The following is a 21391-nucleotide window of genomic DNA, read 5'->3' on the forward strand; positions in this document are numbered from 1 at the left end:
GCGACTCGTGAAAAACCCCAAGCGGGGCGGGCGCCGGACCGATACAGTGCCGATGGACAACGATGTCGAGGGGGAAAAAACATGGACAACGGTCAACTGCTGCCCTTGCTGGGCGGTTTCGCGCTGGGGGCAGCGCTTGCGGGCGGGGCGGTCTACGCCTGGGCAGCCAAGAAGCTCAAACGTGAGCACGAGCGCGTCATGCATGTCGAGCAGGCGCGCCAGCTGGGCGCGCAGCAGGTCACGCAGGCGCGCAAGCAGATCGAGCAGTTGCAGCGCGAGTGCCATGAGCTCCGCCTGGCCGTGCGGCCGGCACCGCGTCCCGTGCCACCACCACCCGCGCCGATCGATGCCGCCGAGGCGACGCGTCGCTATGCGGAGTCCAAGCTGCAGCCGCCCGCCCCGGTGGAAGCACCCAAGCCTTTCAAGGACACGGTGGTGCTCCCCAAGTCTCAGTACTAGGGGCCTGAGCAGTCTTGTCACTGCCGGGACAAGACTGCGGCGGGACGGCTGCCTAGAATCGAACGGTCGTTCTATTCTGGGCCGTCCTGCTGGAGACGCGGCATGGCCCATCAACCGAGGTCGTGCCCATGACAGCCCATTACGAAGTTCGCGGCAGCGTTGCCGTGATCACGCTCGACAACCCGCCGGTCAACGGTCTGGGTTTCGCCACCCGCTCTGCGGTCGCCGCGGGCGTCGAGCGCGCCGAAGCCGATCCGGCCGTCACCAGCCTGGTCATCACCGGCGCCGGCAAGGCCTTCTCGGGCGGTGCCGACATCAAGGAGTTCGGCTCGCCCAAGGCGCTGGCCGAGCCCAATCTGCTCAGCCTGATCGCTGTGGTCGAGAACTGCAGCAAGCCGGTCGTTGCGGCCATCCACAGCGTCTGCATGGGCGGTGGCCTGGAGCTTTCGCTGGGCTGCCACTACCGCGTCGCGCAGACCGGCACCAAGGTCGCCCTGCCGGAAGTGAAGCTGGGCCTGCTGCCCGGCGCCGGCGGCACGCAGCGCCTGCCCCGCGCACTCGGCGTGGAGCCGGCACTGAACATGATCGTCAGCGGCGAGCCGGTGGAGGCCCAGATGCTGGCCATGGTCCCGGGCCAGAAGCTGTTCGACAAGATCGTCGACGCCGACGTGGTCGATGCTGCCGTCAAGTTTGCTGAAGAAGTCTCCGAAAAGCGGCCGCTGCCCAAGGTGCGCGACCTCAAGGCCCGTCACCCCAACGCCGACGCCTACTTCCAGTTCGCCCGCAACATGGTGGGTGGCATGAGCAAGAACTTCCCGGCACCGCTGCGTTGCCTGGAAGCCGTGGCCGGTGCGGTCAACCTGAAGTTCGACGACGGCATGCGCGCCGAGCGCGAGGGCTTCGCCGCCCTGATGCTGACGCCGGAGTCCAAGGCCCTGCGCCACCTGTTCTTCGCCGAGCGCGTGGCCAGCAAGATTTCCGATGTGCCCGAAGACACGCCGCTGCGTACCATCGCCAAGGTCGGCGTCATCGGCGCCGGCACCATGGGTGGCGGCATCTCGATGAACTTCCTGAACGCCGGCATCCCGGTCACCATCCTGGAGACCAAGCAGGAAGCCCTGGACCGCGGCGTCGCGACCATCAAGAAGAACTACGAAGCCCAGGTCAAGAAGGGCAAGCTCAAGGAAGACAAGTACGCCCAGCGCATGGCGCTCTTGAGCACCACGCTGAGCTATGAAGACCTGAAGGACTGCGACCTCATCATCGAAGCCGTGTTCGAGGAGATCGGTGTCAAGGAAGCGGTCTTCAAGCAGCTGGACGCCGTCGCCAAGCCCGGTGCCATCCTGGCCTCCAACACCTCGACGCTGGACGTCGACAAGATCGCTTCGTTCACCAAGCGCCCGCAGGACGTGGTGGGCATGCACTTCTTCAGCCCGGCCAATGTGATGAAGCTGCTGGAAGTGGTGCGTGGCAAGGAAACGGCCAAGGACGTGCTGGCCACGGTCATGGCCATCGGCAAGAAGATCAAGAAGACGGCCGTCGTGTCGGGCGTCTGCGACGGCTTCATCGGCAACCGCATGATCGAGCAGTACAGCCGCCAGGCCGGCTTCCTGCTGGATGAAGGCTGCAGCCCGCAGCAGGTGGACAAGGCGGTCGAGAAGTTCGGCTTCGCCATGGGCCCCTTCCGCATGGGCGACCTGGCCGGCAACGACATCGGCTGGGCCATCCGCAAGCGCCGCGCCGTCGAGCGCGCCAACATGAAGTACTCGGCCAGCGCCGACCGCCTCTGCGAGCTGGGCCGCTTCGGCCAGAAGACTGGCGCCGGTTGGTACGACTACCTGCCCGGCAAGCGCGACGCCATCCCGTCGCCGGTCGTCGAAGAGATGCTGGCCAAGCACCGCGAGGCCATTGGCGCCAAGAAGCGTGACATCAGCGACGAGGAGATCGTGCACCGCCTGGTGTTCGCCTTGGTCAACGAGGCTGCCCATCTGCTGGAAGAAGGCATCGCCCAGCGCGCCTCGGACGTGGACATGGTCTACCTGACCGGCTACGGCTTCCCCATCTTCCGCGGTGGCCCGATGTGCTACGCCGACACGGTCGGCCTCTTCAACGTCGTGCAGGCGATGAAGCGCTTTGCCAAGAACCCGATGGACGACGGCGCGTTCTGGACGCCGGCGCCGCTGTTGGCCCGATTGGTCGCTGAAGGCAAGTCCTTCACCTGATCGCCACAGCCATACCAACAAGGATCAAGACATGAGCAACGCACTGATCGTCTCCACCGCCCGCACCCCGCTTACCAAGAGCTGGAAGGGCGCGTTCAACATGACCCATGGCGCGACCCTGGGCGGCCACGCCGTCAAGGCGGCCGTCGAGCGCGCCGGCATCGATGGCGGCGCCATCGAAGACGTGCTGATGGGCTGCGCCAACCCCGAGGGTGCCACCGGCGCCAACATCGCCCGCCAGATCGCGCTGAAGGCCGGCCTGCCGGTCACGGTGAGCGGCGTCACCATCAACCGCTTCTGCTCCAGCGGCCTGCAGACCATCGCCATGGCCGCCCAGCGCATCATTGCGGGCGAGGGCGACGTCTACATCGCCGGCGGCGTGGAAAGCATCTCCTGCGTGCAGCAGGAAATGAACAAGCACATGCTGGCCGACCCGGCCCTGCTGAAGATCAAGCCCGAGATCTACTGGAACATGCTGCAGACCGCCGAGAACGTGGCCAAGCGCTACAAGATCTCGCGCGAGCGCATGGACCACTACGGCGCCGGCAGCCAGCAGAAGGCCTGCGCCGCGCAAGCGGCCGGTCTGTTCAACGACGAGATGGTCTCAGTGACGACGACCATGGGCGTGGCCGACAAGGTCATGGGCCTGATGAGCAAGGAAGTCACCGTCAGCGCCGATGAAGGCCTGCGCGAGGGCACGACCTATGAAGGCATCAAGGACCTGCGCTCGGCTGTGCCCGGCGGCCTGGTGACGGCCGGCAATGCCAGCCAGTTCAGCGACGGGGCCGGCGCCTGCGCCCTGGTCAGCGAGCAGTACGCCTCCACGCACAACCTCAAGCCCCTGGGCCGCTTCCTCGGCTTCGCGGTGGCCGGCTGCGAGCCCGACGAAATGGGCATCGGCCCCGTGTTCGCCGTGCCCAAGGTGCTGAAGAAGCTGGGCCTGACGGTCGCTGACATCGACCTGTGGGAGTTGAACGAAGCCTTCGCCGTGCAGGTGCTGTACTGCGCCGACACGCTGGGCATCCCGATGGACAAGCTCAACGTCAACGGTGGCGCGATCGCCGTCGGCCATCCCTATGGCGTGTCGGGCCAGCGTCTGACCGGCCATGCCCTCATCGAAGGCAAGCGCCGTGGCGCCAAGCGCGTCTGCGTGACCATGTGCATCGGCGGCGGCATGGGCGCCGCGGGCGTGTTCGAGGTCCTGTGACCCCACAGGAGTTCGTCAAGCGCGGCGCGGAAATCCTCGCCGCGCAGCCCTTCAGCCGCCTGCTCGGCGTGGAGATCGGCGCCGTGGCGCCGGGCCGCGTCGAGTTGCGGCTGGCGATGAAGCCCGAACTGCTGCAGCAGCACGGCTTCGCGCATGGCGGCGTGCTGAGCTATCTGGCCGACAACGCGCTGACCTTTGCGGGCGGCACGGCCTTGGCGTCGGACGCACTGACGAGCGAATACAAGATCAACTATCTGCGCCCCGCCGTCGGCGAGTTGCTGATCGCGCGTGCCGAGTCGGTCAACGCCGGACGCACCCAGGCCGTCTGCCGCTGCGATGTGTTCGCGGTCAAGGATGGTGTCGAGAAGCTCTGCGCCGTGGCGCAAGGCACCATCGTCAAGCTCCAGCAGGACGCCTGAGATGCAGGTCGACCTCGACACGCTGCGCGGCTTCTTCCGCTCGGCGCCCTTCATGGTCGACCTGGGTGTGGAACCCACGGCTGTCGAGCCCGGCCGCGTGAGCACGCAGCTGGTGGTGGCCAAGCGCCATTGCCAGCACACGGGCGTCGTCCATGCGGGTGTGGTCGCGGCGCTGGCCGATCACACCATGGGCGCGGCGGCGCAAACCATGGCCGCGGACGGCCGCTGGGTGCTGACGGCCGAGTTCAAGACCAGCCTGCTGCGCGGCGCCAGCGGCGAGCGGCTGGAATGCGAGGCCTGGGTCATCAAGCCCGGCCGACAAGTTTCCTTCACCGAGGCCGAGGTGTACGCGGTGCAGGGCGGCGAGCGCAGGCTCGTGGCCAAGGCCAGCGGCACCATGGCCGTCACCAAAGCGGAGTAGCGCGATGCGCGAGACCCTGGATTTCCTGCTCTACGACTGGCTGCGCGCCGGCGACCTGACGGCCCGCGAGCGTTTCAGCGACCACTCGCGCGAGACCTTCGGTGCGGTGCTCGACACCTGCGAGCGCATCGCCCGCGAGAAGTTTGCGCCCCACTACCGGCTGATGGACACCGAGGAGCCGCGCTTCGATGGCGAGCGCGTGCATCTGCCGGCGGCGACGCTGGAGGCGGTGGATGCCCTGGTCGAGTCCGGCATGCTGGCCGCGACCCACGACTACGACGTGGGCGGCATGCAGTTGCCCTGCCTGGTGGAGACGGCAGCCAACACTTTTGTGAGCATGGCCAACGTCCACGCCGGTTCCTACGCCGTGCTGACGACATGCAATGCCAATCTGCTGATGGAGCATGGCAGCGAGCGCCAGCGCGAGGTGTTCGCCAAGACCCTGCTGGCCGGCCAGTGGTTCGGCACCATGTGCCTGTCGGAGCCGCAGGCCGGCTCGTCGCTGTCCGACGTGGTCACCCGCGCCGAGCTGGAGGATGAGAGCGACCCGCTGGGCGCGCGCTATCGGCTGCGCGGCAACAAGATGTGGATCTCGGGCGGCGAGCATGAGCTGCGCGGGAACATCGTCCACCTGGTGCTGGCGAAGATCCCTGGGCCGGACGGCAAGCTGGTGCCGGGCACCAAGGGCATCTCCCTCTTCATCGTGCCCAAGCAGATGGTGGGGGCAGATGGCCGATTGACCGGCGAGCGCAACGACATCGCGCTGGCCGGGCTCAACCACAAGCTGGGCCACCGTGGCACCACCAACTGCCTGCTGAACTTCGGCGAGGGGCGCCACAAGCCCGATGGCAAGGCCGGCGCGGTGGGCTATCTCGTCGGCAAGCCCGGCGAGGGCCTGCGCTGCATGTTCTTCATGATGAACGAGATGCGCATCGGCGTGGGTCTGGGCGCCGTCATGCTGGGCTATGCCGGCTACGAGGCCAGCCTCGAATACGCCAAGCAGCGCCCGCAGGGCCGGCCGATGACGGCCGCCGGCAAGGACGCCGCCAGCCCGCAGCGGCCCATCATCGAACACGCCGACGTGCGCCGCATGCTGTTGGCGCAGAAGAGCTATGTCGAGGGCGGCCTGGCCTTCGAGCTGTATTGCGCCCGCCTCGTCGACGAGCTGAACACCGGCGACGCCAAGGTCGAAGCGCAAGCCCTGCTGGACGTGCTCATCCCCATCGCCAAGAGCTGGCCCAGCGAGTGGTGCCTGGAGTCCAACTCGCTCGCCATCCAGGTGTTGGGCGGCTATGGCTATACGCGCGATTTCCCCGTCGAGCAGTACTGGCGCGACCAGCGCCTGAACATGATCCACGAGGGCACCCACGGCATCCAGGCCCTGGACCTGCTGGGCCGCAAGGTCGTGCAGCAGGGCGGGGCGTCGCTGGCCGCTTTGGCCGTGCGCGTGCAGACCACCATCGAGCGCGCCATGCAGACCGAATGGGCGCCGTTGGGCAACCAGCTCGCCGCGGCGCTGGCGCAGGTGGGCGGCGCGACCAAGAAGGCCTGGAGCACCGGCGAGCCCGAGGAGGCTCTCGCCAATGCCACGCCGTACATGCAGGCCTTCGGCCACACCGTGCTGGCGTGGATCTGGCTGGACGTGATGCTGGCTGTGCAGGGTGACAGCGACTTCGCCCACGGCAAGCGCGCTGCCGGCCGCTATTTCTTTGCCTACGAGCTGCCCAAGATCGGCGCCTGGCTCGATGTCGTCGCGCGCCGCGAGCCGCTGTGCCGCGAGATGAAGGCTGAATATTTTTGATGACCTTGCGGGTCGGACCGCTCGCGCAGCGAGTGCTCTGACCCCAACCGTATAGGAGACACCCCATGAGCACCAAAGTCCAAGATCTTTTCGACCTCAGCGGCCAGGTGGCCCTCGTGACCGGCGGCTCGCGTGGCCTGGGCCTGCAGATCGCCGAGGCCCTCGGTGAAGCCGGCGCCAAGATCATGCTGACCTCGCGCAAGGCGGCGGACCTGGAAGAAGCCGCGGCGCACCTGCAGGCGCGCGGCATCGACACGCGCTGGGTGGCGGCCGACGCCGCCAAGGAAGAGGATGCCCAGCGCGTCGTCGCCGAGACCATGGAGCGCCTGGGCCAGATCGACATCCTCGTCAACAACGCCGGCGCCAGCTGGGGCGCGCCCGCCGAGGAGCACCCCCTCGAGGCCTGGGACAAGGTCATGGACCTGAACATCCGCAGCCTGTTCGTGTTCGCGCAGGCCGTGGCCAAGGCCAGCATGATCCCGCGCAAGTCGGGCCGCATCATCAACGTGGCCTCCATCGCCGGCTTGGGCGGCAATTCGGCCGTCATGAAGACCATTGCCTACAACACCAGCAAGGGCGCGGCCGTGAACTTCACGCGCGCGCTGGCCGGTGAGTGGGGCCAATACGGCATCACCGTCAATGCGCTGGCGCCGGGCTTCTTCCCGAGCAAGATGACCAAGGGCCTGCTGGCCACCATCGGCGAGGACAAGATGGCTTCGCACGCGCCGCTGAACCGCATCGGCGACGACGACGACCTCAAGGGTGCGGCCCTGCTGTTCGCCTCGCGCGCCGGCAAGCACATCACCGGCCAGATCCTGGCGGTGGATGGCGGCGTCTCTGCGATTCACGGGGGATGATCGGGGCATGGAGTTCCCGGTCCACATCCCCTTCGTCCAGCAACTCGGCTTCCAGCTTCACAGCGTCGGCGACGGCGAGGCCGAACTGAGGCTGACGATCAGCGAGCAGCACCTGAACTCCTGGCGAGTGGCCCATGGCGGCGTCGTGATGACGCTGCTGGACGTGGCCATGGCCCATGCGGCGCGCAGCGTGAATCGGCATCTGCCTGATCTCGGGCCGGGCGTCGTCACGGTGGAGATGAAGACCAGCTTCATGCGCCCCGGCGAGGGTGAGCTGCGGGCGGTGGGCAAGCTGCTGCACCGCTCGACGACCATGGCCTTCTGCGAGGGCTCGGTCTACGGCGCCGGCGACAAGCTCTGTGCCCATGCCACAGGCACCTTCAAATACCTGCGGGCCTTGCCGGCAGGGCGGCAACTCAAGCCTCTGGGTGGCGAGGGAGACTAGCCCCTGCATCGCTCTCGGGTTTGAGCGATGTTTATGAAACGCTGTTCCAATATTTGGCACAATGGCGGCAGCGTCTGCGTCCCTTCCCGGGGCGCGCGGTTGGCCAGGTGGACGCGGACCATGCAGTCCTGCTTCGATCACCTGGTATGACGGCCTGCGCTCGAGGCCCCTCTGGCCCGAGCGACCCGAGCCCCTGCACCGGGCGGTCCTGAGCCGCCTCGCCCTCATTACGCCCGAAAGCCACCGCCATGAAGATCGCCCTCATCATCGAGAACAGCCAGGCCGCCAAGTCCGAGATCGTCCACAACGCCCTCAAGACCGTCGCCGAGCCGCTGGGCCACAGCGTCCACCACTACGGCATGTACACGCCGGAAGACAAGGCCTCGCTGACCTATGTGATGAACGGCCTGCTGGCCGGCATCCTGCTGAACTCCAAGGCCGCCGACTTCGTCGTCACGGGATGCGGCACCGGCATGGGCTCCATGCTGGCCTGCAACAGCATGCCAGGTGTGTTCTGCGGCCTGGTCATCGACCCGACCGACGCCTTCCTGTTCGGCCAGATCAACGACGGCAACTGCATGTCCATGCCCTATGCCAAGGGCTTCGGCTGGGCCGCCGAGCTCAACCTGCAGGACTGCTACCGCAAGCTGCTGGACAACGAGCGCGGCGCCGGCTACCCCAAGGAGCGCGCCGCCATCATGGCCAAGAATCGCGGCATCCTGAAGGACCTGAAGGCTGCCTCTTGCAAGGACATGCTGACCACGCTGAAGGCTGTCGACCAGGACCTGTTGAAGGCCGCCGTGTCGGGCGAGAAGTTCCAGGAGCTGTTCTTCACGAACTGCCAGGACGACGCGATCGCGTCGCACATCAAGGGCGTCCTGCAGAGCTGAGTTCGGTCGCGACGGTCTCGCGGGCTGCGAGACTGTCGCGATGCCTGTTTCCCCGCCACCCCACCTCACGCTGCGCACGCTGACGCGCGGCGACGGCCTGCTGGGCCTGCGCCCGCGCGGCCCGCTGGGTCCGCGCGGCGAGCAGGTGACGGTGGCGACGCTGGCGCGGCGGGATGCCGACGCCGAGCTGGCCCTGCAGAAGCTGGGGCTGATCGCCCTGGACCCTGCGCTGCTGCAATGGCGCGGCACGCCGCCGCCGCTGGGCGGCGACTCCCTGTGGACCCTGGTCCAGGAAGAGTTCTTCGGCGACTTCCATGCCGAGAAGGTGCCGGAGCTGCTGGCTCTCGGCTGGCAAATCACGACCGAGCCGGGCTTTGCCCATCACAGCCAGTTCGTCAGCGGCTGGCAGCTCGGGCTGACGGAAGAAGAAGCGCCTGAAGCCCCCAAGCCCAACCGCCGCGTCGAAGGCCTGGGCCTGGAGCGACGCACCGGCGCCTGGCTGGTCAGCCTCGGCATGGAGGTGGACGGCCATCGCATCGACTTGGCACCGCTGATGGCCAACCTCTTGCGCCGCGACAAGCGTTGGCTGGACGCGGTCGCCATTGCCGCCATCGAGGATGACGCCATCGTCTCCTTGCGCGCACCGGGTGGCCGCCGCTATCACGCCATTGCGGCACCGCTCAAGGCCATCATGCTGGCCCTGCTGGACCTGCTCAAGCCGGTGGAGCTGGAGAAGGGCAAACCCCTCAAGCTCAACGATTGGGATGCCGACCGCATCCGCTGCATCGAGGACGAGGGGCGGGGGCGCTGGCAGATCCACGGTGACGCAGGGCTGAAAGCATTGGGCCAGCGCCTGCTGGCGGCAGGTGCGCCGATTTCCATGCCGCAGCCTGACGGCCTGGGCCTGCAATTGCGTCCCTACCAGCTGCACGGCCTGGCCTGGCTGCAATATCTGCGCGAACAAAGCCTGGCTGGCATCCTGGCCGACGACATGGGTCTGGGCAAGACGGCACAGGCCCTGGCTCACATCTGGACCGAGAAGCAGGCCGGTCGCCTGGACCGGCCGGCCCTCGTCATCGTGCCCACCTCGCTGCTCTTCAACTGGCAGCAGGAGGCGGCGCGCATCGCACCGGGTGTGAAGGTACAGACTTGGCATGGCGCCGACCGCGCGGCGGTTCAGCTTGCAGATGCCGACATCGTGCTCAGCACCTACAACCTCGTCTGGCGCGATCTGCGCACCTTGTCGGCTCAGCCCTGGCATCTGCTCATCCTCGACGAAGCCCAGGCCGTCAAGAACGCCCAGGCCCGCGCCGGCCGCGCGCTGCGGCGGCTCAACACCCGCCATCGCCTTGCGCTGACCGGCACGCCGCTGGAGAACCACCTCGGCGAGCTGTGGTCGCTGTTCGACCTGCTGATGCCCGGCTTTCTCGGCGACTCGCGCAACTTCGCGCGCCACTGGCGCAAACCCATCGAGGTCAACCGCGATGGTCCGCGCGCGCGGCTGCTGGCGGCCCGCGTGCGCCCCTTCATCCTGCGGCGTTTGAAGACCGAGGTCGCGACCGAGCTGCCGCCGCTGACCGAGCTGGTCAAGCGCGTCACGCTGGTGGGCCAGCAGAAACAGCTCTACGAGAGCGTGCGCGTGGCGGCCGACCACATGGTGAGACGCATCCTGGCCCGCGACGGCTTCACGCCCACCAGCCTCATCAGCGTGCTGGACGCGATGCTCAAGCTGCGCCAGGTCTGTTGCGACCCGCTGCTGCTGAAGGCTGTCGAGACACCGCCGGGCGTCGAGCGCGCCAAGCTGGAGTGGCTGCGCGAGCACCTGCCCGATTTCGTCGCCCAGGGCCGGCGCCTGCTGGTGTTTTCGCAGTTCACCGAGATGCTGGACCTGATTGCCGCCGAACTGGACCGTTTGGGCCTGACCCATTTGCGCCTGACCGGCGAGACGGCAGCATCGCAACGCGGCGAGGTGGTGCGCCGCTTCCAGGCCCGCGAGGAACCCATCCTTCTGGCCAGCCTCAAGGCCGGCGGTGTGGGGCTGAACCTGACCGCCGCCGACACCGTCATCCATGTCGACCCCTGGTGGAACCCGGCCGTGCAGGCTCAGGCCAGCGCGCGCGCTCATCGCATCGGCCAGGACCAGCCGGTCTTCGTCTACCAGCTCGTGGCCCAGGGCAGCATCGAGGAGCGCATGCTGGAACTGCAGGCGCGCAAGAAGGCATTGGCCGATGGGCTGCTGGGCCGGGACGATGGCGGTGCGTTGAACAAGTTCAGCGAAATGGAACTGAAGCTGTTGCTGGCGCCCCTGGAGACGGGCGAGGCCTGAAAAGCAAAAAGCCTGGCATCTTGCGATGCCAGGCTTCGGGCTGTTCTCAATGGTCGGGACGGCGGGATTCGAACTCGCGACCCCTTGCACCCCATGCAAGTGCGCTACCAGGCTGCGCTACGCCCCGACTGAGCCAAGCAGTATAACCCAGGAATTCAAGCCTCTGGCGGTGCAGCGCCGGATTTCTCGCTCTGTCAGCCGAGAAGGGTGGCCCGGATGGCCAGCAGCTCGGCGCGCACCTGTTCCAGCGAGGTGATGTTCTCGATGGCCAGCACCGGCAAGGTGATGGAGGCCTCGGCGGCCTTCAGGGGCTGGGCGTGCGCGGCCCCATGACGCGTGGCTGGCACGGGGACCAGTTCGACCGCGACGTCGAGCTCATCGTCTTCGAGCTCGCTGTCCAGCGCGTCCATGGCCATGGCGGCTTCCGCCTCGTCACGGAAATTCTGGGCGCCGGTGGGGGGCAGGCCCTCGCTGAGCTGATTGCGAGCGCCGCTGATCGTGAAGCCCTGGTCATAGAGCAGATCGCGGATGCGGCGGATCAGCAGGACTTCATGGTGCTGGTAGTAGCGCCGGTTGCCGCGCCGCTTCATGGGCTTGAGCTGGGTGAACTCCTGCTCCCAGTAGCGCAGCACATAGGGCTTCACGCCGCACAGCTCACTGACCTCACCAATGGTGAAGTAGCGTTTGGCGGGGATGGCGGGAAGCGCCTTTTCCATTGCAAATCAACAAGTTCGCGAGGGGAAGGCAGACTCTACTCGAAGTCTTCCCCGGCTGGCGCATCCCCTTGCACGACCCCCTTGAGTTTGTGGGAGGCGTGAAAAGTCACGACATTGCGTGCCTTGATGGGGATGGATTCCCCCGTGCGCGGGTTGCGGCCCGGGCGCGGCGCCTTGCGGCGGATGTTGAAGTTGCCGAAACCCGAGAGCTTGACGTCCTGGCCCTTGACCAGGCTGTCGTGCAGGATGTCGAAGAAGGCTTCGACCATGTCCTTGGACTCGCGCTTGTTCAGGCCCAGCTTGTCGAACAGCAGTTCGGCCAGCTCGGCCTTGGTCAGGGTGGGCGTTTCCAGGCTGCCGATGACGACCGCAGCGGCTTCGGATTTCTTGGCGTCGTTCGCGTCCATTCGTCGTGTTCCTGTTCCTGGGGTCAGCCGCGCAGGCGGGCGCCAAGTTGCTGGGTCGTCGCCGCGACGATGCTCGCCACGGCTGCCTCGATGCGTTCGTCGGTCAGCGTGGCTTCGTCATCGAGCAGTTCCAGGCGCACGGCCAGGCTGCGTTCGTCGGCCTGCAGATCGGTCGTCGAACCGGCCGCAGGCTTGAAGACGTCGAAGAGCTTGGCCGAGCGCAGCAGCGCGCCGCCGGCCGTCGTGATGGCGGCCATCAGCGCGTCGTGTGGTGTGCTGTCCTTGACGACCAGGGCCAGGTCGCGCTGCACGGCCTGTTGACGCGGCAGCGGCTGGCCTTGCGGCAGGGTGCGGGTCAGGGCGGCGTCGAGGTCCAGCTCGAAGACGACGGGCGCGGTGCCCGTGATCTCGTAGCCCTGGCGCCAGCGCGGGTGCAGTTCACCAATGACACCGATGACGGCACCGTTCAGCTTCACGCGGGCGCTGCGGCCCGGGTGCAGGGCGGGGTGCTCGGCCGCTTCAAACGTCAGCGTCTGCGGCGCGAACAGGGCCTCCAGGTCGCCCTTGACGTCGAAGAAGTCGACGGCGCGGTCGCGCTGGCTCCATTGCTGCTGGTCGGCCGGGCCCCAGGCGAGGCCGCCCAGGCGCAGTGGCTGCTCGATGCCGGCCACGCTCAGCGGGCCGTTGGCCACCGCGGCGTCGCGCTTGAACACGCGGCCCAGCTCGAACACGCGCACGCGTGTCGCGCGGCGGGCCTGGTTGTGGCGCAGCACCTGCACGAGGCTGCCGATCAGGCTGGTGCGCATCACCGACAGCGGCGCGGCGATGGGGTTGAGCAGCTTGATTGGGTCGGTGACGCCGGCCAGCTCGCGCTCCCAGCGTTCCTCGACGAAGCTGAAGTTGATGGTCTCGAAATAGTCGCGTGCAGCAACCGCGCGGCGCAGCGCATGCTTGGCCTGGCGCGACTCCGAACCGGTGCGGCCGACGATGGGCGCCAGCGGCGCCGTCGACGGCAGCGTCGGGTAGCCCAGCACGCGGATGACTTCCTCGATGAGGTCTTCCTCGATCAGGATGTCGAAGCGCCAGCTCGGCGGGGTCACCGTGATGACGCCGTCAGCGCTCGTGAAGGGCAGGCCCAGGCGCGTGAACACGCCTTCGCACTGCGCTTGCGTGACCGGCATGCCGATGACCTTGGCGGCGCGGGCGACGCGCAGCGTCACGGCCTTGGCCACCGGCACATTGGGCGACTGGTCGTCCATGGGGCCGACGCGGGTGTCCGGCGTGCCGCAGATGTCGATGATGAGCTGGGTGATGCGCTCGATGTGCTCGACGGTCTGCGAGGCATCGACGCCGCGCTCGAAGCGGTGGCCGGCGTCGGTCGAGAAGTTGTAGCGGCGGCCGCGGCCCATGACGGCCTCGGGCCACCAGAAGGCGGCTTCGACGTAGACGTTGCGCGTGTCATCGGACACGGCCGTGTGGTCGCCGCCCATGATGCCGGCGAGGGACTCGACCTCGCGCGCATCGGCGATGACGCCGACCTTCTCGTCGACTGTGATGGTGTTGCCGTTCAGCAGCTTGAGCTGTTCGCCCGCCTTGCCCCAGCGCACGACCAGCTCGCCGCTGATCTTGTCCAGGTCGAAGATGTGCGACGGGCGGCCGTACTCGAACATCACGTAGTTCGAGATGTCCACGAGTGCCGTCACCGAACGCTGGCCGCAGCGCTCCAGGCGCTGGACCATCCAGGCCGGCGTCTTGGCCTGGGTGTCGATGCCCTTGACGATGCGGCCCGAGAAGCGGCCGCACAGGTCGGTGGCTTCGACGCGCACGGGCAGCTTGTCGTCCAGCGTCGGCTTGACGGCCGGGAACTCGGCCTTCAGCAGCGGCGAGCCGGTCAGCGCGGCCACTTCACGGGCGACGCCGAAGACGCTCAGGCCGTGACCCAGGTTGGGTGTGAGCTTCAGCGTGAACAGCGTGTCGTCGAGGTTGAGGTGCTTGCGGATGTCCTCGCCGATGACGGCGTCGGCGGGCAGTTCCAGCAAGCCGCCATGGTCTTCGCTGAGCTTGAGCTCACGGGCCGAGCACAGCATGCCGAAACTCTCGACGCCGCGCAGCTTGCCGACGCCGATCTTGAAGGCCTTGCCGTCTTCACCGGGCGGCAGCTCGGCGCCGACGGTGGCCAGCGGCACCTTGATGCCGACGCGGGCGTTGGGAGCGCCGCAGACGATCTGCAGCGGTTCACCGCCGGCATTGACCTTGCAGACGCGCAGCTTGTCGGCGTTGGGATGCTGCTCGGCTTCGAGGATTTCGGCGACGACGATGCCGTGGAAGGGCGGCGCGACCGGGCGCAGCTCTTCCACCTCCATGCCGGACATGGTCAGCAGTTCGGCCAGTTTTTCAGTGGACAGCGGCGGATTGCAGAACTCGCGCAGCCAGGACTCGGGGAATTGCATAGCTCTTGTCGAATTACTTGAACTGGGCGAGGAAACGGAGATCGCCGTCAAAGAAGGCGCGCAGGTCGTTGACGCCATAGCGCAGCATGGCCAGGCGGTCGATGCCGGAGCCGAAGGCGAAGCCGATGTAGCGCTCGGGGTCCAGGCCCATGTTGCGGATGACTTGCGGGTGCACCTGGCCGGAGCCGGAGACTTCCAGCCAGCGGCCCTTCAGCGGGCCGCTCTCGAACATGATGTCGATCTCGGCGCTGGGCTCGGTGAAAGGGAAGTAGCTGGGGCGGAAGCGCAGCTGCAGCTGGTCGGTCTCGAAGAAGGCGGTGATGAAGTTCAGGTAGACCGCCTTCAGGTCCTTGAACGAGATGTTCTCGCCCACCCACAGGCCTTCGACCTGGTGGAACATGGGCGAGTGGGTGGCGTCGCTGTCGACGCGGTAGGTGCGGCCCGGCGCGATGACGCGGATCTCGGGCATGGTCTCCTGGCCGGCATAGCGCTTGGCGTGGGCCTGGGCGTAGCGGATCTGCATCGGGCTGGTGTGCGGGCGCAGGTTAAGCCACGAACCGTTCTCGTCCTTCATGTCGACGTAGAACGTGTCCTGCATGGAGCGGGCAGGGTGGTTCTCGGGGTTGTTCAGCGCCGAGAAGCTGTACCAGTCCGTCTCGATCTCGGGACCGTCGGCGACGTCGAAGCCCATGGAGGCGAAGATGGCCTCGATGCGCTCCATGGCGCGCGTGATGGGGTGCAGGCCGCCGGTGCCGCGGCTGCGGCCGGGCAGGGTCACGTCCAGGGCCTCGGCCTTGAGCTGCTTCTCGAGTTCGGCGGCGGCCAGGGCGTCGCGGCGGGCGGTCAGGGCGGCCTCGATGGCCACCTTGGTCTGGTTGATCTCGGCGCCGCGGGTCTTCTTTTCCTCGATGCTGAGGGCGCCCAGGCCCTTCATCAGTTCGGTCACGCGGCCGGACTTGCCGAGGAAGCGGGCCTTGGCGTTTTCCAGTTCGGCGGGCGTCGGCGCGGAGGCGAAATCAGCCTTGGCCGCTTGCAACAGGGCGTCGAGATCAGACATCAGGAATTTGGAATGAAAAAGGGCCGACCCAGTGGGGCCGGCCCTGAAAGTTTGCGTATCCCGACGGATCGGGATGATTCGCAATCAGGCGAGCGCGGCCTTCACCTTGGCGAAGATGCTGGCGAAACCAGCCGGGTCGTTCACGGCCAGATCGGCGAGGACCTTGCGGTCGATCTCGATCTGGGCCTTCTTCAGACCCGCCACGAACTTGCTGTAGGACAGACCCAGACCACGCGATGCAGCGTTGATACGGGCAATCCAGAGCTGACGGAAGACGCGCTTCTTGGTGCGGCGGTCACGGTAGGCGTATTGGCCCGCCTTCATCACCGCCTGCTTGGCGATGCGGAAGACGTTCTTACGACGACCGCGGAAGCCCTTGGCCAGAGCCAGGACCTTCTTGTGACGGGCACGAGCGGTTACACCACGTTTGACGCGAGGCATGTGTTTCTCCTTGAGTCGTTAGTGGATTACAGACCAGCAAAGGGCAGCATCTGAGCGATGTGACCCATGTTGGTTTCGTGCACGTTCACAGCGCCGCGCAGCTGACGCTTGTTCTTCGTGGTCTTCTTGGTCAGGATGTGGCGCTTGAACGCCTGACCGCGCTTGACGGTGCCACCCGGACGAACGCGAAAACGCTTTTTCGCGCTGCTCTTGGTCTTCATCTTGGGCATGTGAATGCTCCTTTTAAGTGTGTCCCTGGGGCGGTGACGAAAGAGCCCGTCACGCTTGTTGGCCTCAGGAGACTTGTGAACCGGCAGGCGACCAAACCTGCCGGTTGAACTTCAAAAACCTGCTTACCGCTTCTTGGGGGCCAGCACCATGATCATCTGGCGGCCCTCAAGCTTCGGCATGTTCTCGACGATCGCCACGTCGGCCAGTTCGTCGCGGATCCGTTCCAGCAGGCGCATACCGATGTCCTGGTGGGTGATCTCACGGCCCCGGTAGCGCAGCGTGACCTTGCCCTTGTCACCGTCTTCGGCAATGAAGCGGCGCAGATTGCGCATCTTGATCTGGTAGTCGCCTTCGTCCGTGCCCGGACGGAATTTGACTTCCTTGATTTCGATGATCTTCTGCTTGGACTTGGCTTCGGCGGCGCGCTTTTGTTCCTGGTACTTGAACTTGCCGTAGTCCATCAGCCGGCAGACCGGCGGATTGGCGGTGGCAGAGATCTCGACCAGGTCCACATCCATGTCGCCCGCCATACGCAGGGCTTCCTGGATGCTGACGACCCCGATGGGTTCATTCTCGGGACCGTTCAGACGGACTTCGGGAGCCATGATTTCGCGGTTCAACCGGTGCTTGCGCTCCGGAATCGCACGACGGTCGGCAAACGTAGCGATGGTGTAGACCTTTCAGCGGGCCCCAGGCGATGGGGCCCCAACAAAAACAAATCGCGCCCGGGTGGCTTTCAGACCTTGTTGGTGATGTCTGCGGAGATCCGATTGAGGAAGTCCTGCAGGGGCATCACGCCGAGGTCTTGGTTGCCACGGGCGCGGACCGCAACGCTGCCATTCGCCTTTTCCTTGTCACCCACGACGAGGATGTACGGCAGCTTTTGCATGGAATGCTGGCGGATTTTATAGGTGATCTTCTCATTGCGCAAATCCGCTGAGGCCCTAAGCCCTTGTTTTTGCAGCGATTTCACAATTTCAGACACGTAATCGGCCTGGGAATCCGTGATGTTGGCCACCACAACCTGCGTCGGCGCCAGCCAGACGGGCAGGGCGCCCGAGTGCTGTTCGATCAGGATGCCGATGAAACGCTCCAAGCTGCCGACGATGGCGCGGTGCAGCATGACGGGCGTCTTGTGCTGGCCGTCCTCGTCGACAAACTCGGCGCCCAGGCGGCCGGGCATCGAGAAATCGACCTGCATCGTGCCGCACTGCCACTGGCGGCCCAGGGCGTCCTTCAGCGTGTATTCGATCTTGGGGCCGTAGAAGGCACCGTCGCCCGGGGCCATGACGAAGTCCACGCCGGAGGCGCGCAGCGACTCCATCAGCGCGTGCTCCGCCTTGTCCCAGACCTCGTCGGAGCCGATGCGCGCCTCGGGGCGCGTCGCGACCTTGTAGATGATGTCCGTGAAGCCGAAGTCCTTGTAGACCTTCTGCAGCAGGGCCGTGTAGGCGACGCATTCGGCCAGGATCTGGTCTTCTGTGCAGAAGATGTGGCCGTCGTCCTGCGTGAAGCCGCGCACGCGCATGATGCCGTGCAGGCCGCCCGTGGGCTCGTTGCGGTGGCACTGGCCGAACTCGCCGAAGCGCAGCGGCAGGTCGCGGTAGCTCTTCACGCCGTGCTTGAAGATCAGGATGTGGCCTGGGCAGTTCATCGGCTTGAGCGCGTAGTCGCGCTTTTCCGATTCCGTCGTGAACATGCCGTCGCGGTACTTGTCCCAGTGGCCCGTGGCCTCCCACAGCGACTTGTCCAGCAGCTGCGGGCCCTTGACCTCCTGGTAGCCATTGTCGCGGTAGACGCGGCGCATGTACTGCTCCACCTCCTGCCACACCGTCCAGCCCTTGGGGTGCCAGAAGACGACGCCGGGGGCGTGCTCGTCGATGTGGAAGAGATCCAGTTCCTTGCCGAGCTTGCGGTGGTCGCGCTTCTCGGCCTCCTCCAGCATCGTCAGGTACTTCTGCAGGTCGTCCTTCGTCGCCCAGGCCGTGCCGTAGACGCGTTGCAGCATCTCGTTGCGGTGGTCGCCGCGCCAGTAGGCGCCGGCCACCTTCATCAGCTTGAAGTGCTTGAGCTTGCCCGTGGACGGCACGTGGGGCCCACGGCACAGGTCCTCGAACTTGCCCTCCGCGTACAGAGACACGTCCTGGTCGGCCGGGATGCTGCCGATGATCTCGGCCTTGTAGGCCTCGCCCATGGCCTTGAAGTGTTCGACGGCCTCGTCGCGCGGCAGCACGCGGCGCACGACCTTCTCGTCCTTCCTGGCCAGCTCCGTCATCTTGGCTTCGATGGCGGCCAGGTCCTCGGGCGTGAAGGGGCGCTTGTAGGCAAAGTCGTAATAGAAGCCGTTCTCGATGACCGGGCCGATGGTGACCTGGGCGTCGGGGAAGAGTTCCTTGACGGCATAGGCCAGCAGGTGGGCCGTCGAGTGTCGGATCATGTCCAGGCCGTCTTCGTCCTTGTCCGTCACGATGGACAGCTGGACGTCGTGGTCGATGACGTGGGACAGGTCGACGACCTTGCCGTCGACCTTGCCGCCCAGGGCGGCCTTGGCCAGGCCGGCGCCGATGCTGGCGGCGACATCGCCGACCGACAGCGGGGCCGGGAATTCACGGCGCGAGCCGTCGGGGAGTTGAATCGAGATCATGGGTGCTCCGGGAGCGAGAAACAAAAAAGCGCGGCCACTTGCCGCGCTTGATTGGTGAAGTCCGAAAAGGACTGGCGTGACGAGCCGCGGCCGACTAGGTACCTGTGAAGGTGGTCGTAGTTCGCGGTGTCATAACCAGGGTGCCTTTCTCGCTCTTGTGAGGGGAGGAGGGGTAATTCTAACGTCCCCTAGCTTGCAGACTATTGCGCTGGGGCCGCGAAGCGTAGCCTGCGGCGCATTGTTGCCAGCTGGAGTTCCGCCATGCGCCTCGCCGCCATCGCTCTCTGTGCCCTGCTGTCGGTCGGTGTTCAAGCCGCGCCGCGCCAGCTGGACGTCGTGCCGCCGGGCGGTTTCCTGAACGTCTGCGCCTCCCCCATTGGCGGGGGTAGCGGCTTCTGGGCTGGGGATGACATCAGCAGCCAGTTCAGCGGCGGTGTCTGCAACACCCACTACTTCAGCAGCGGCACGGTGTCGGACACGGCCAGCTCCAGCGGCGTGCAGATCAGCAACAGCGCCGCGGGCGCCGCCCGCATGGGCTGGGTGCAGATGAGCGCCGAGAACCATTCGCCGGCAGCGACCTGGTTTGCCCACGGCGGCGTCAATGGCGGCTACACCGACAGCCTGTCGGTCAACGCGGCCGGGCATGCGGGCGAGTCGGGCTATCTGCTGCTGCGCGTTGCCGTCGTGGGCACGATGTGGGCCACGGCGGAGGCCGGCGGTACCGGCTTCGAGGTCGTGCCCTATGTCAACCAGGCCCAGCTCAGCGCGGCCAACCCGGGTTATGACGACGGCACGTCCAACCACCTCTGGGCCACGGACCGCCAGGTGGGCGCCTGGGGCGTGGGCTCCGCACCCGATTCCAGCCTGGCCATCAACGAGGTCATCACCTTCAGCCTGCCGGTCGTCATCGGGCAGAGCATGGACGTGGGCATCTACACCCAGGCCGACGCCGGTCAGCGCGCGTCGGGCGGCTTTCCGGGCTGGATGGCCAACAGTGGCCTGTCCTTCACCAGCTATCTCGCCGGTGCCAGCCTGGTGCTGAGCGGGCAGAACGTGGCGAGCTTCAGCATCGCGTCGGCCTCGGGCGCTAACTGGGCGGTGGCGGCCGTGCCCGAGCCTGGCGTCTGGCTGCTGATGCTGGCGGGTCTGGGTATGGTGGTGCTGCGCCGCCGCCGCGGTTAAAGAGGCAAGGCCTGGAGGCTGTCACGCTGCGCCAAGGCAGCGAATTCGTCGGCCAGGCGCTGGCTTTCACTCACGGCGACGCGCCAGCGCTTGCGGCGCTCGTCGGCCTCCAGGGCCATGAAGTCATTGCGGTCGGGCAGCTTGGCGCCGGGCAGCTGGGCGATGAACTCCGGTGAAGGGCAGAGCAGCACGACGTTGTCGAGGAACTCGGTCGAGCGATGGCGGTGCTTGAAGGCCTTGTCCAGCCAGCCGGGTACGACCTGGCGCTGGAAGTGGGGATACAACACCAGCGGCGCCTGTGCCTGCTGCAGGGCCCGGTAGTCCAGGTGCAGGTGGTAGTCGGTAATGCCGCCGTCCCAGTAGGCGCCGCGCGGCGCGCCGGGCAGGTCATGCTGGGCCTGCAACCAGAAGGGGATGGAGCAGCTCGCCAGCAGCGCACCGCGCAAATTGGCGCGCGACAGATGCACCTCGCGGCTGGTGAAGTCGGACAGCTTCAGCGGCAGACGGTCGCGGGGGTCGGAGAAGACGACGCGCTCCAGGAAGCGCCCCAGCAGCGGCCGCGACACGGCATTGGCTGCGAAGGCACCGAGATAGCCCAGCGGCGTGCGCAGCTTGCCCTCCCGGGCCAGCAGGCCGGCGCGTCCACGCGAGGTGACGACATGCAGGCGCAGACGCGGGTGAGCCAGCACCTCGGATTCGCGGCCCTGGAAGATCTCGCCCAGGATCTCGCCGAAGCGCTTGCTGACGCCTTCGGGGCGTGGCCGCTTCTCGCCCGGCAGCACGTCGTACTCCTGGGTGACGTAGGCCTCGGCCATGGTGTTGAAGGCGCCGGCCACGTCGCGATGGGCGAGGGCGGCCGTGGCCATGCGCCAGGCGCCGATGCTGGCACCGACGAGGTGCACGGTCTGGCGGCTCTGCGGCAGCCAGTCGCCGAAGACGAAACGGTCCAGGCCGTTGAGGATCAGCCCCTTGGGGCCACCGGCGGCGGCCGGCATCAGGCCGACGTCCTCGGCGCGCAGGCCGCGCTCGGCCAGGCGTGCGCGGGCGGCCGGGCCGGCAAAGATTTGAAGTGCTGCGGAAGTCATTTCCCGGCAGCGTAGCCGAGACCGCCAGCATCTCATGACGCGGTCGGGACGGCGCGCCGGATCATGCCCCGTCGCTGGCAGGCGCCGGGTCCTTCGGCAGCCGTCGCACAGGCCGCAGGGCCTGTGCTCGG

The 21391-nt window shown here is 66.7% G+C and carries 20 protein-coding genes and 1 tRNA gene; 11 read left to right on the top strand and 10 right to left on the bottom strand.

Annotated elements, in window-relative coordinates; genetic code table 11:
* The first annotated feature begins 81 nt into the window (after window positions 1–81).
* From ACS5PN_RS24610 to ACS5PN_RS24655, 10 genes are all read left to right on the top strand, one after another.
* A complete protein-coding gene (locus tag ACS5PN_RS24610) occupies window positions 82–459 on the top strand; it encodes a hypothetical protein (RefSeq protein WP_439466666.1) in 378 nt (125 codons plus the stop codon).
* Window positions 460–587: 128 nt separating this feature from the next.
* Window positions 588–2681 carry a 3-hydroxyacyl-CoA dehydrogenase NAD-binding domain-containing protein gene (locus tag ACS5PN_RS24615; RefSeq protein WP_439466667.1) on the top strand — a complete coding sequence of 698 codons (2094 nt, stop codon included), beginning with the start codon at window positions 588–590 and terminating at the stop codon, window positions 2679–2681.
* A gap of 31 nt (window positions 2682–2712) precedes the next feature.
* Window positions 2713–3888: an acetyl-CoA C-acyltransferase gene (locus tag ACS5PN_RS24620; protein ID WP_439466668.1), complete on the top strand. Its 1176-nt coding sequence runs from the start codon at window positions 2713–2715 to the stop codon at window positions 3886–3888.
* Complete coding sequence (locus ACS5PN_RS24625; RefSeq protein WP_439466669.1) at window positions 3885–4307, top strand: PaaI family thioesterase; 423 nt, start codon at window positions 3885–3887, stop codon at window positions 4305–4307. Before ACS5PN_RS24620 ends, ACS5PN_RS24625 begins: the two co-directional genes overlap by 4 nt.
* 1 nt (window position 4308) lies before the next feature.
* Window positions 4309–4728 carry a PaaI family thioesterase gene (locus ACS5PN_RS24630; RefSeq protein WP_439466670.1) on the top strand — a complete coding sequence of 140 codons (420 nt, stop codon included), beginning with the start codon at window positions 4309–4311 and terminating at the stop codon, window positions 4726–4728.
* A 4-nt stretch (window positions 4729–4732) separates the two neighbouring features.
* Window positions 4733–6529, top strand: a complete 1797-nt coding sequence (locus ACS5PN_RS24635; protein WP_439466671.1) for an acyl-CoA dehydrogenase — start codon at window positions 4733–4735, stop codon at window positions 6527–6529.
* 65 nt (window positions 6530–6594) lie between these two features.
* The gene (locus ACS5PN_RS24640) at window positions 6595–7386 is read left to right on the top strand and encodes an SDR family oxidoreductase (protein ID WP_439466672.1); all 792 of its coding nucleotides are present in this window, start codon (window positions 6595–6597) and stop codon (window positions 7384–7386) included.
* 7 nt (window positions 7387–7393) lie between these two features.
* The gene (locus ACS5PN_RS24645) at window positions 7394–7831 is read left to right on the top strand and encodes a PaaI family thioesterase (protein WP_439466673.1); all 438 of its coding nucleotides are present in this window, start codon (window positions 7394–7396) and stop codon (window positions 7829–7831) included.
* Window positions 7832–8079: 248 nt separating this feature from the next.
* Window positions 8080–8721 carry an RpiB/LacA/LacB family sugar-phosphate isomerase gene (locus ACS5PN_RS24650; protein ID WP_439466674.1) on the top strand — a complete coding sequence of 214 codons (642 nt, stop codon included), beginning with the start codon at window positions 8080–8082 and terminating at the stop codon, window positions 8719–8721.
* Between the two features lie 40 nt (window positions 8722–8761).
* Entirely contained in the window at window positions 8762–11047 is a 2286-nt protein-coding gene (locus ACS5PN_RS24655) for a DEAD/DEAH box helicase (protein ID WP_439466675.1), read from the top strand.
* 50 nt (window positions 11048–11097) lie between these two features.
* On the opposite strand, the gene ACS5PN_RS24660 is transcribed toward ACS5PN_RS24655, so the two are convergent.
* The 9 genes from ACS5PN_RS24660 to thrS form a co-directional block, all read right to left on the bottom strand.
* Window positions 11098–11174 (bottom strand) — tRNA-Pro (locus tag ACS5PN_RS24660).
* 67 nt (window positions 11175–11241) lie between these two features.
* Window positions 11242–11763: a MerR family transcriptional regulator gene (locus ACS5PN_RS24665; protein WP_439466676.1), complete on the bottom strand. Its 522-nt coding sequence runs from the start codon at window positions 11761–11763 to the stop codon at window positions 11242–11244.
* Between the two features lie 35 nt (window positions 11764–11798).
* On the bottom strand, window positions 11799–12170 hold the full coding sequence (locus ACS5PN_RS24670; RefSeq protein ID WP_025563996.1) for an integration host factor subunit alpha: 372 nt from the start codon (window positions 12168–12170) through the stop codon (window positions 11799–11801).
* A gap of 23 nt (window positions 12171–12193) precedes the next feature.
* The gene (pheT, locus tag ACS5PN_RS24675) at window positions 12194–14620 is read right to left on the bottom strand and encodes a phenylalanine--tRNA ligase subunit beta (protein WP_439466677.1); all 2427 of its coding nucleotides are present in this window, start codon (window positions 14618–14620) and stop codon (window positions 12194–12196) included.
* A gap of 13 nt (window positions 14621–14633) precedes the next feature.
* Window positions 14634–15677, bottom strand: a complete 1044-nt coding sequence (gene pheS, locus ACS5PN_RS24680) for a phenylalanine--tRNA ligase subunit alpha (RefSeq protein WP_439466678.1) — start codon at window positions 15675–15677, stop codon at window positions 14634–14636.
* Window positions 15678–15761: 84 nt separating this feature from the next.
* Window positions 15762–16118 carry a 50S ribosomal protein L20 gene (gene rplT / locus ACS5PN_RS24685; RefSeq protein WP_025564000.1) on the bottom strand — a complete coding sequence of 119 codons (357 nt, stop codon included), beginning with the start codon at window positions 16116–16118 and terminating at the stop codon, window positions 15762–15764.
* Between the two features lie 26 nt (window positions 16119–16144).
* Window positions 16145–16348 (bottom strand): 50S ribosomal protein L35, encoded by a 204-nt coding sequence (rpmI, locus tag ACS5PN_RS24690; RefSeq protein WP_119042821.1) that lies wholly within the window; start codon window positions 16346–16348, stop codon window positions 16145–16147.
* A gap of 123 nt (window positions 16349–16471) precedes the next feature.
* Complete coding sequence (infC, locus tag ACS5PN_RS24695; RefSeq protein WP_082532663.1) at window positions 16472–17017, bottom strand: translation initiation factor IF-3; 546 nt, start codon at window positions 17015–17017, stop codon at window positions 16472–16474.
* Window positions 17018–17085: 68 nt separating this feature from the next.
* Complete coding sequence (gene thrS / locus ACS5PN_RS24700; protein WP_439466679.1) at window positions 17086–18993, bottom strand: threonine--tRNA ligase; 1908 nt, start codon at window positions 18991–18993, stop codon at window positions 17086–17088.
* A 261-nt stretch (window positions 18994–19254) separates the two neighbouring features.
* On the opposite strand from thrS, the gene ACS5PN_RS24705 reads away from it, so the two are divergent.
* Complete coding sequence (locus tag ACS5PN_RS24705) at window positions 19255–20175, top strand: PEP-CTERM sorting domain-containing protein (RefSeq protein ID WP_439466680.1); 921 nt, start codon at window positions 19255–19257, stop codon at window positions 20173–20175.
* Here the strand turns inward: ACS5PN_RS24705 and ACS5PN_RS24710 are convergent.
* The gene (locus ACS5PN_RS24710) at window positions 20172–21260 is read right to left on the bottom strand and encodes a patatin-like phospholipase family protein (protein WP_439466681.1); all 1089 of its coding nucleotides are present in this window, start codon (window positions 21258–21260) and stop codon (window positions 20172–20174) included. The genes ACS5PN_RS24705 and ACS5PN_RS24710 overlap by 4 nt on opposite strands.
* Between the last annotated feature and the right edge of the window lie 131 nt (window positions 21261–21391).

Origin of the sequence: Roseateles sp. NT4 (genome assembly GCF_051857475.1) — a bacterium.
Classification (GTDB): domain Bacteria; phylum Pseudomonadota; class Gammaproteobacteria; order Burkholderiales; family Burkholderiaceae_C; genus Pelomonas.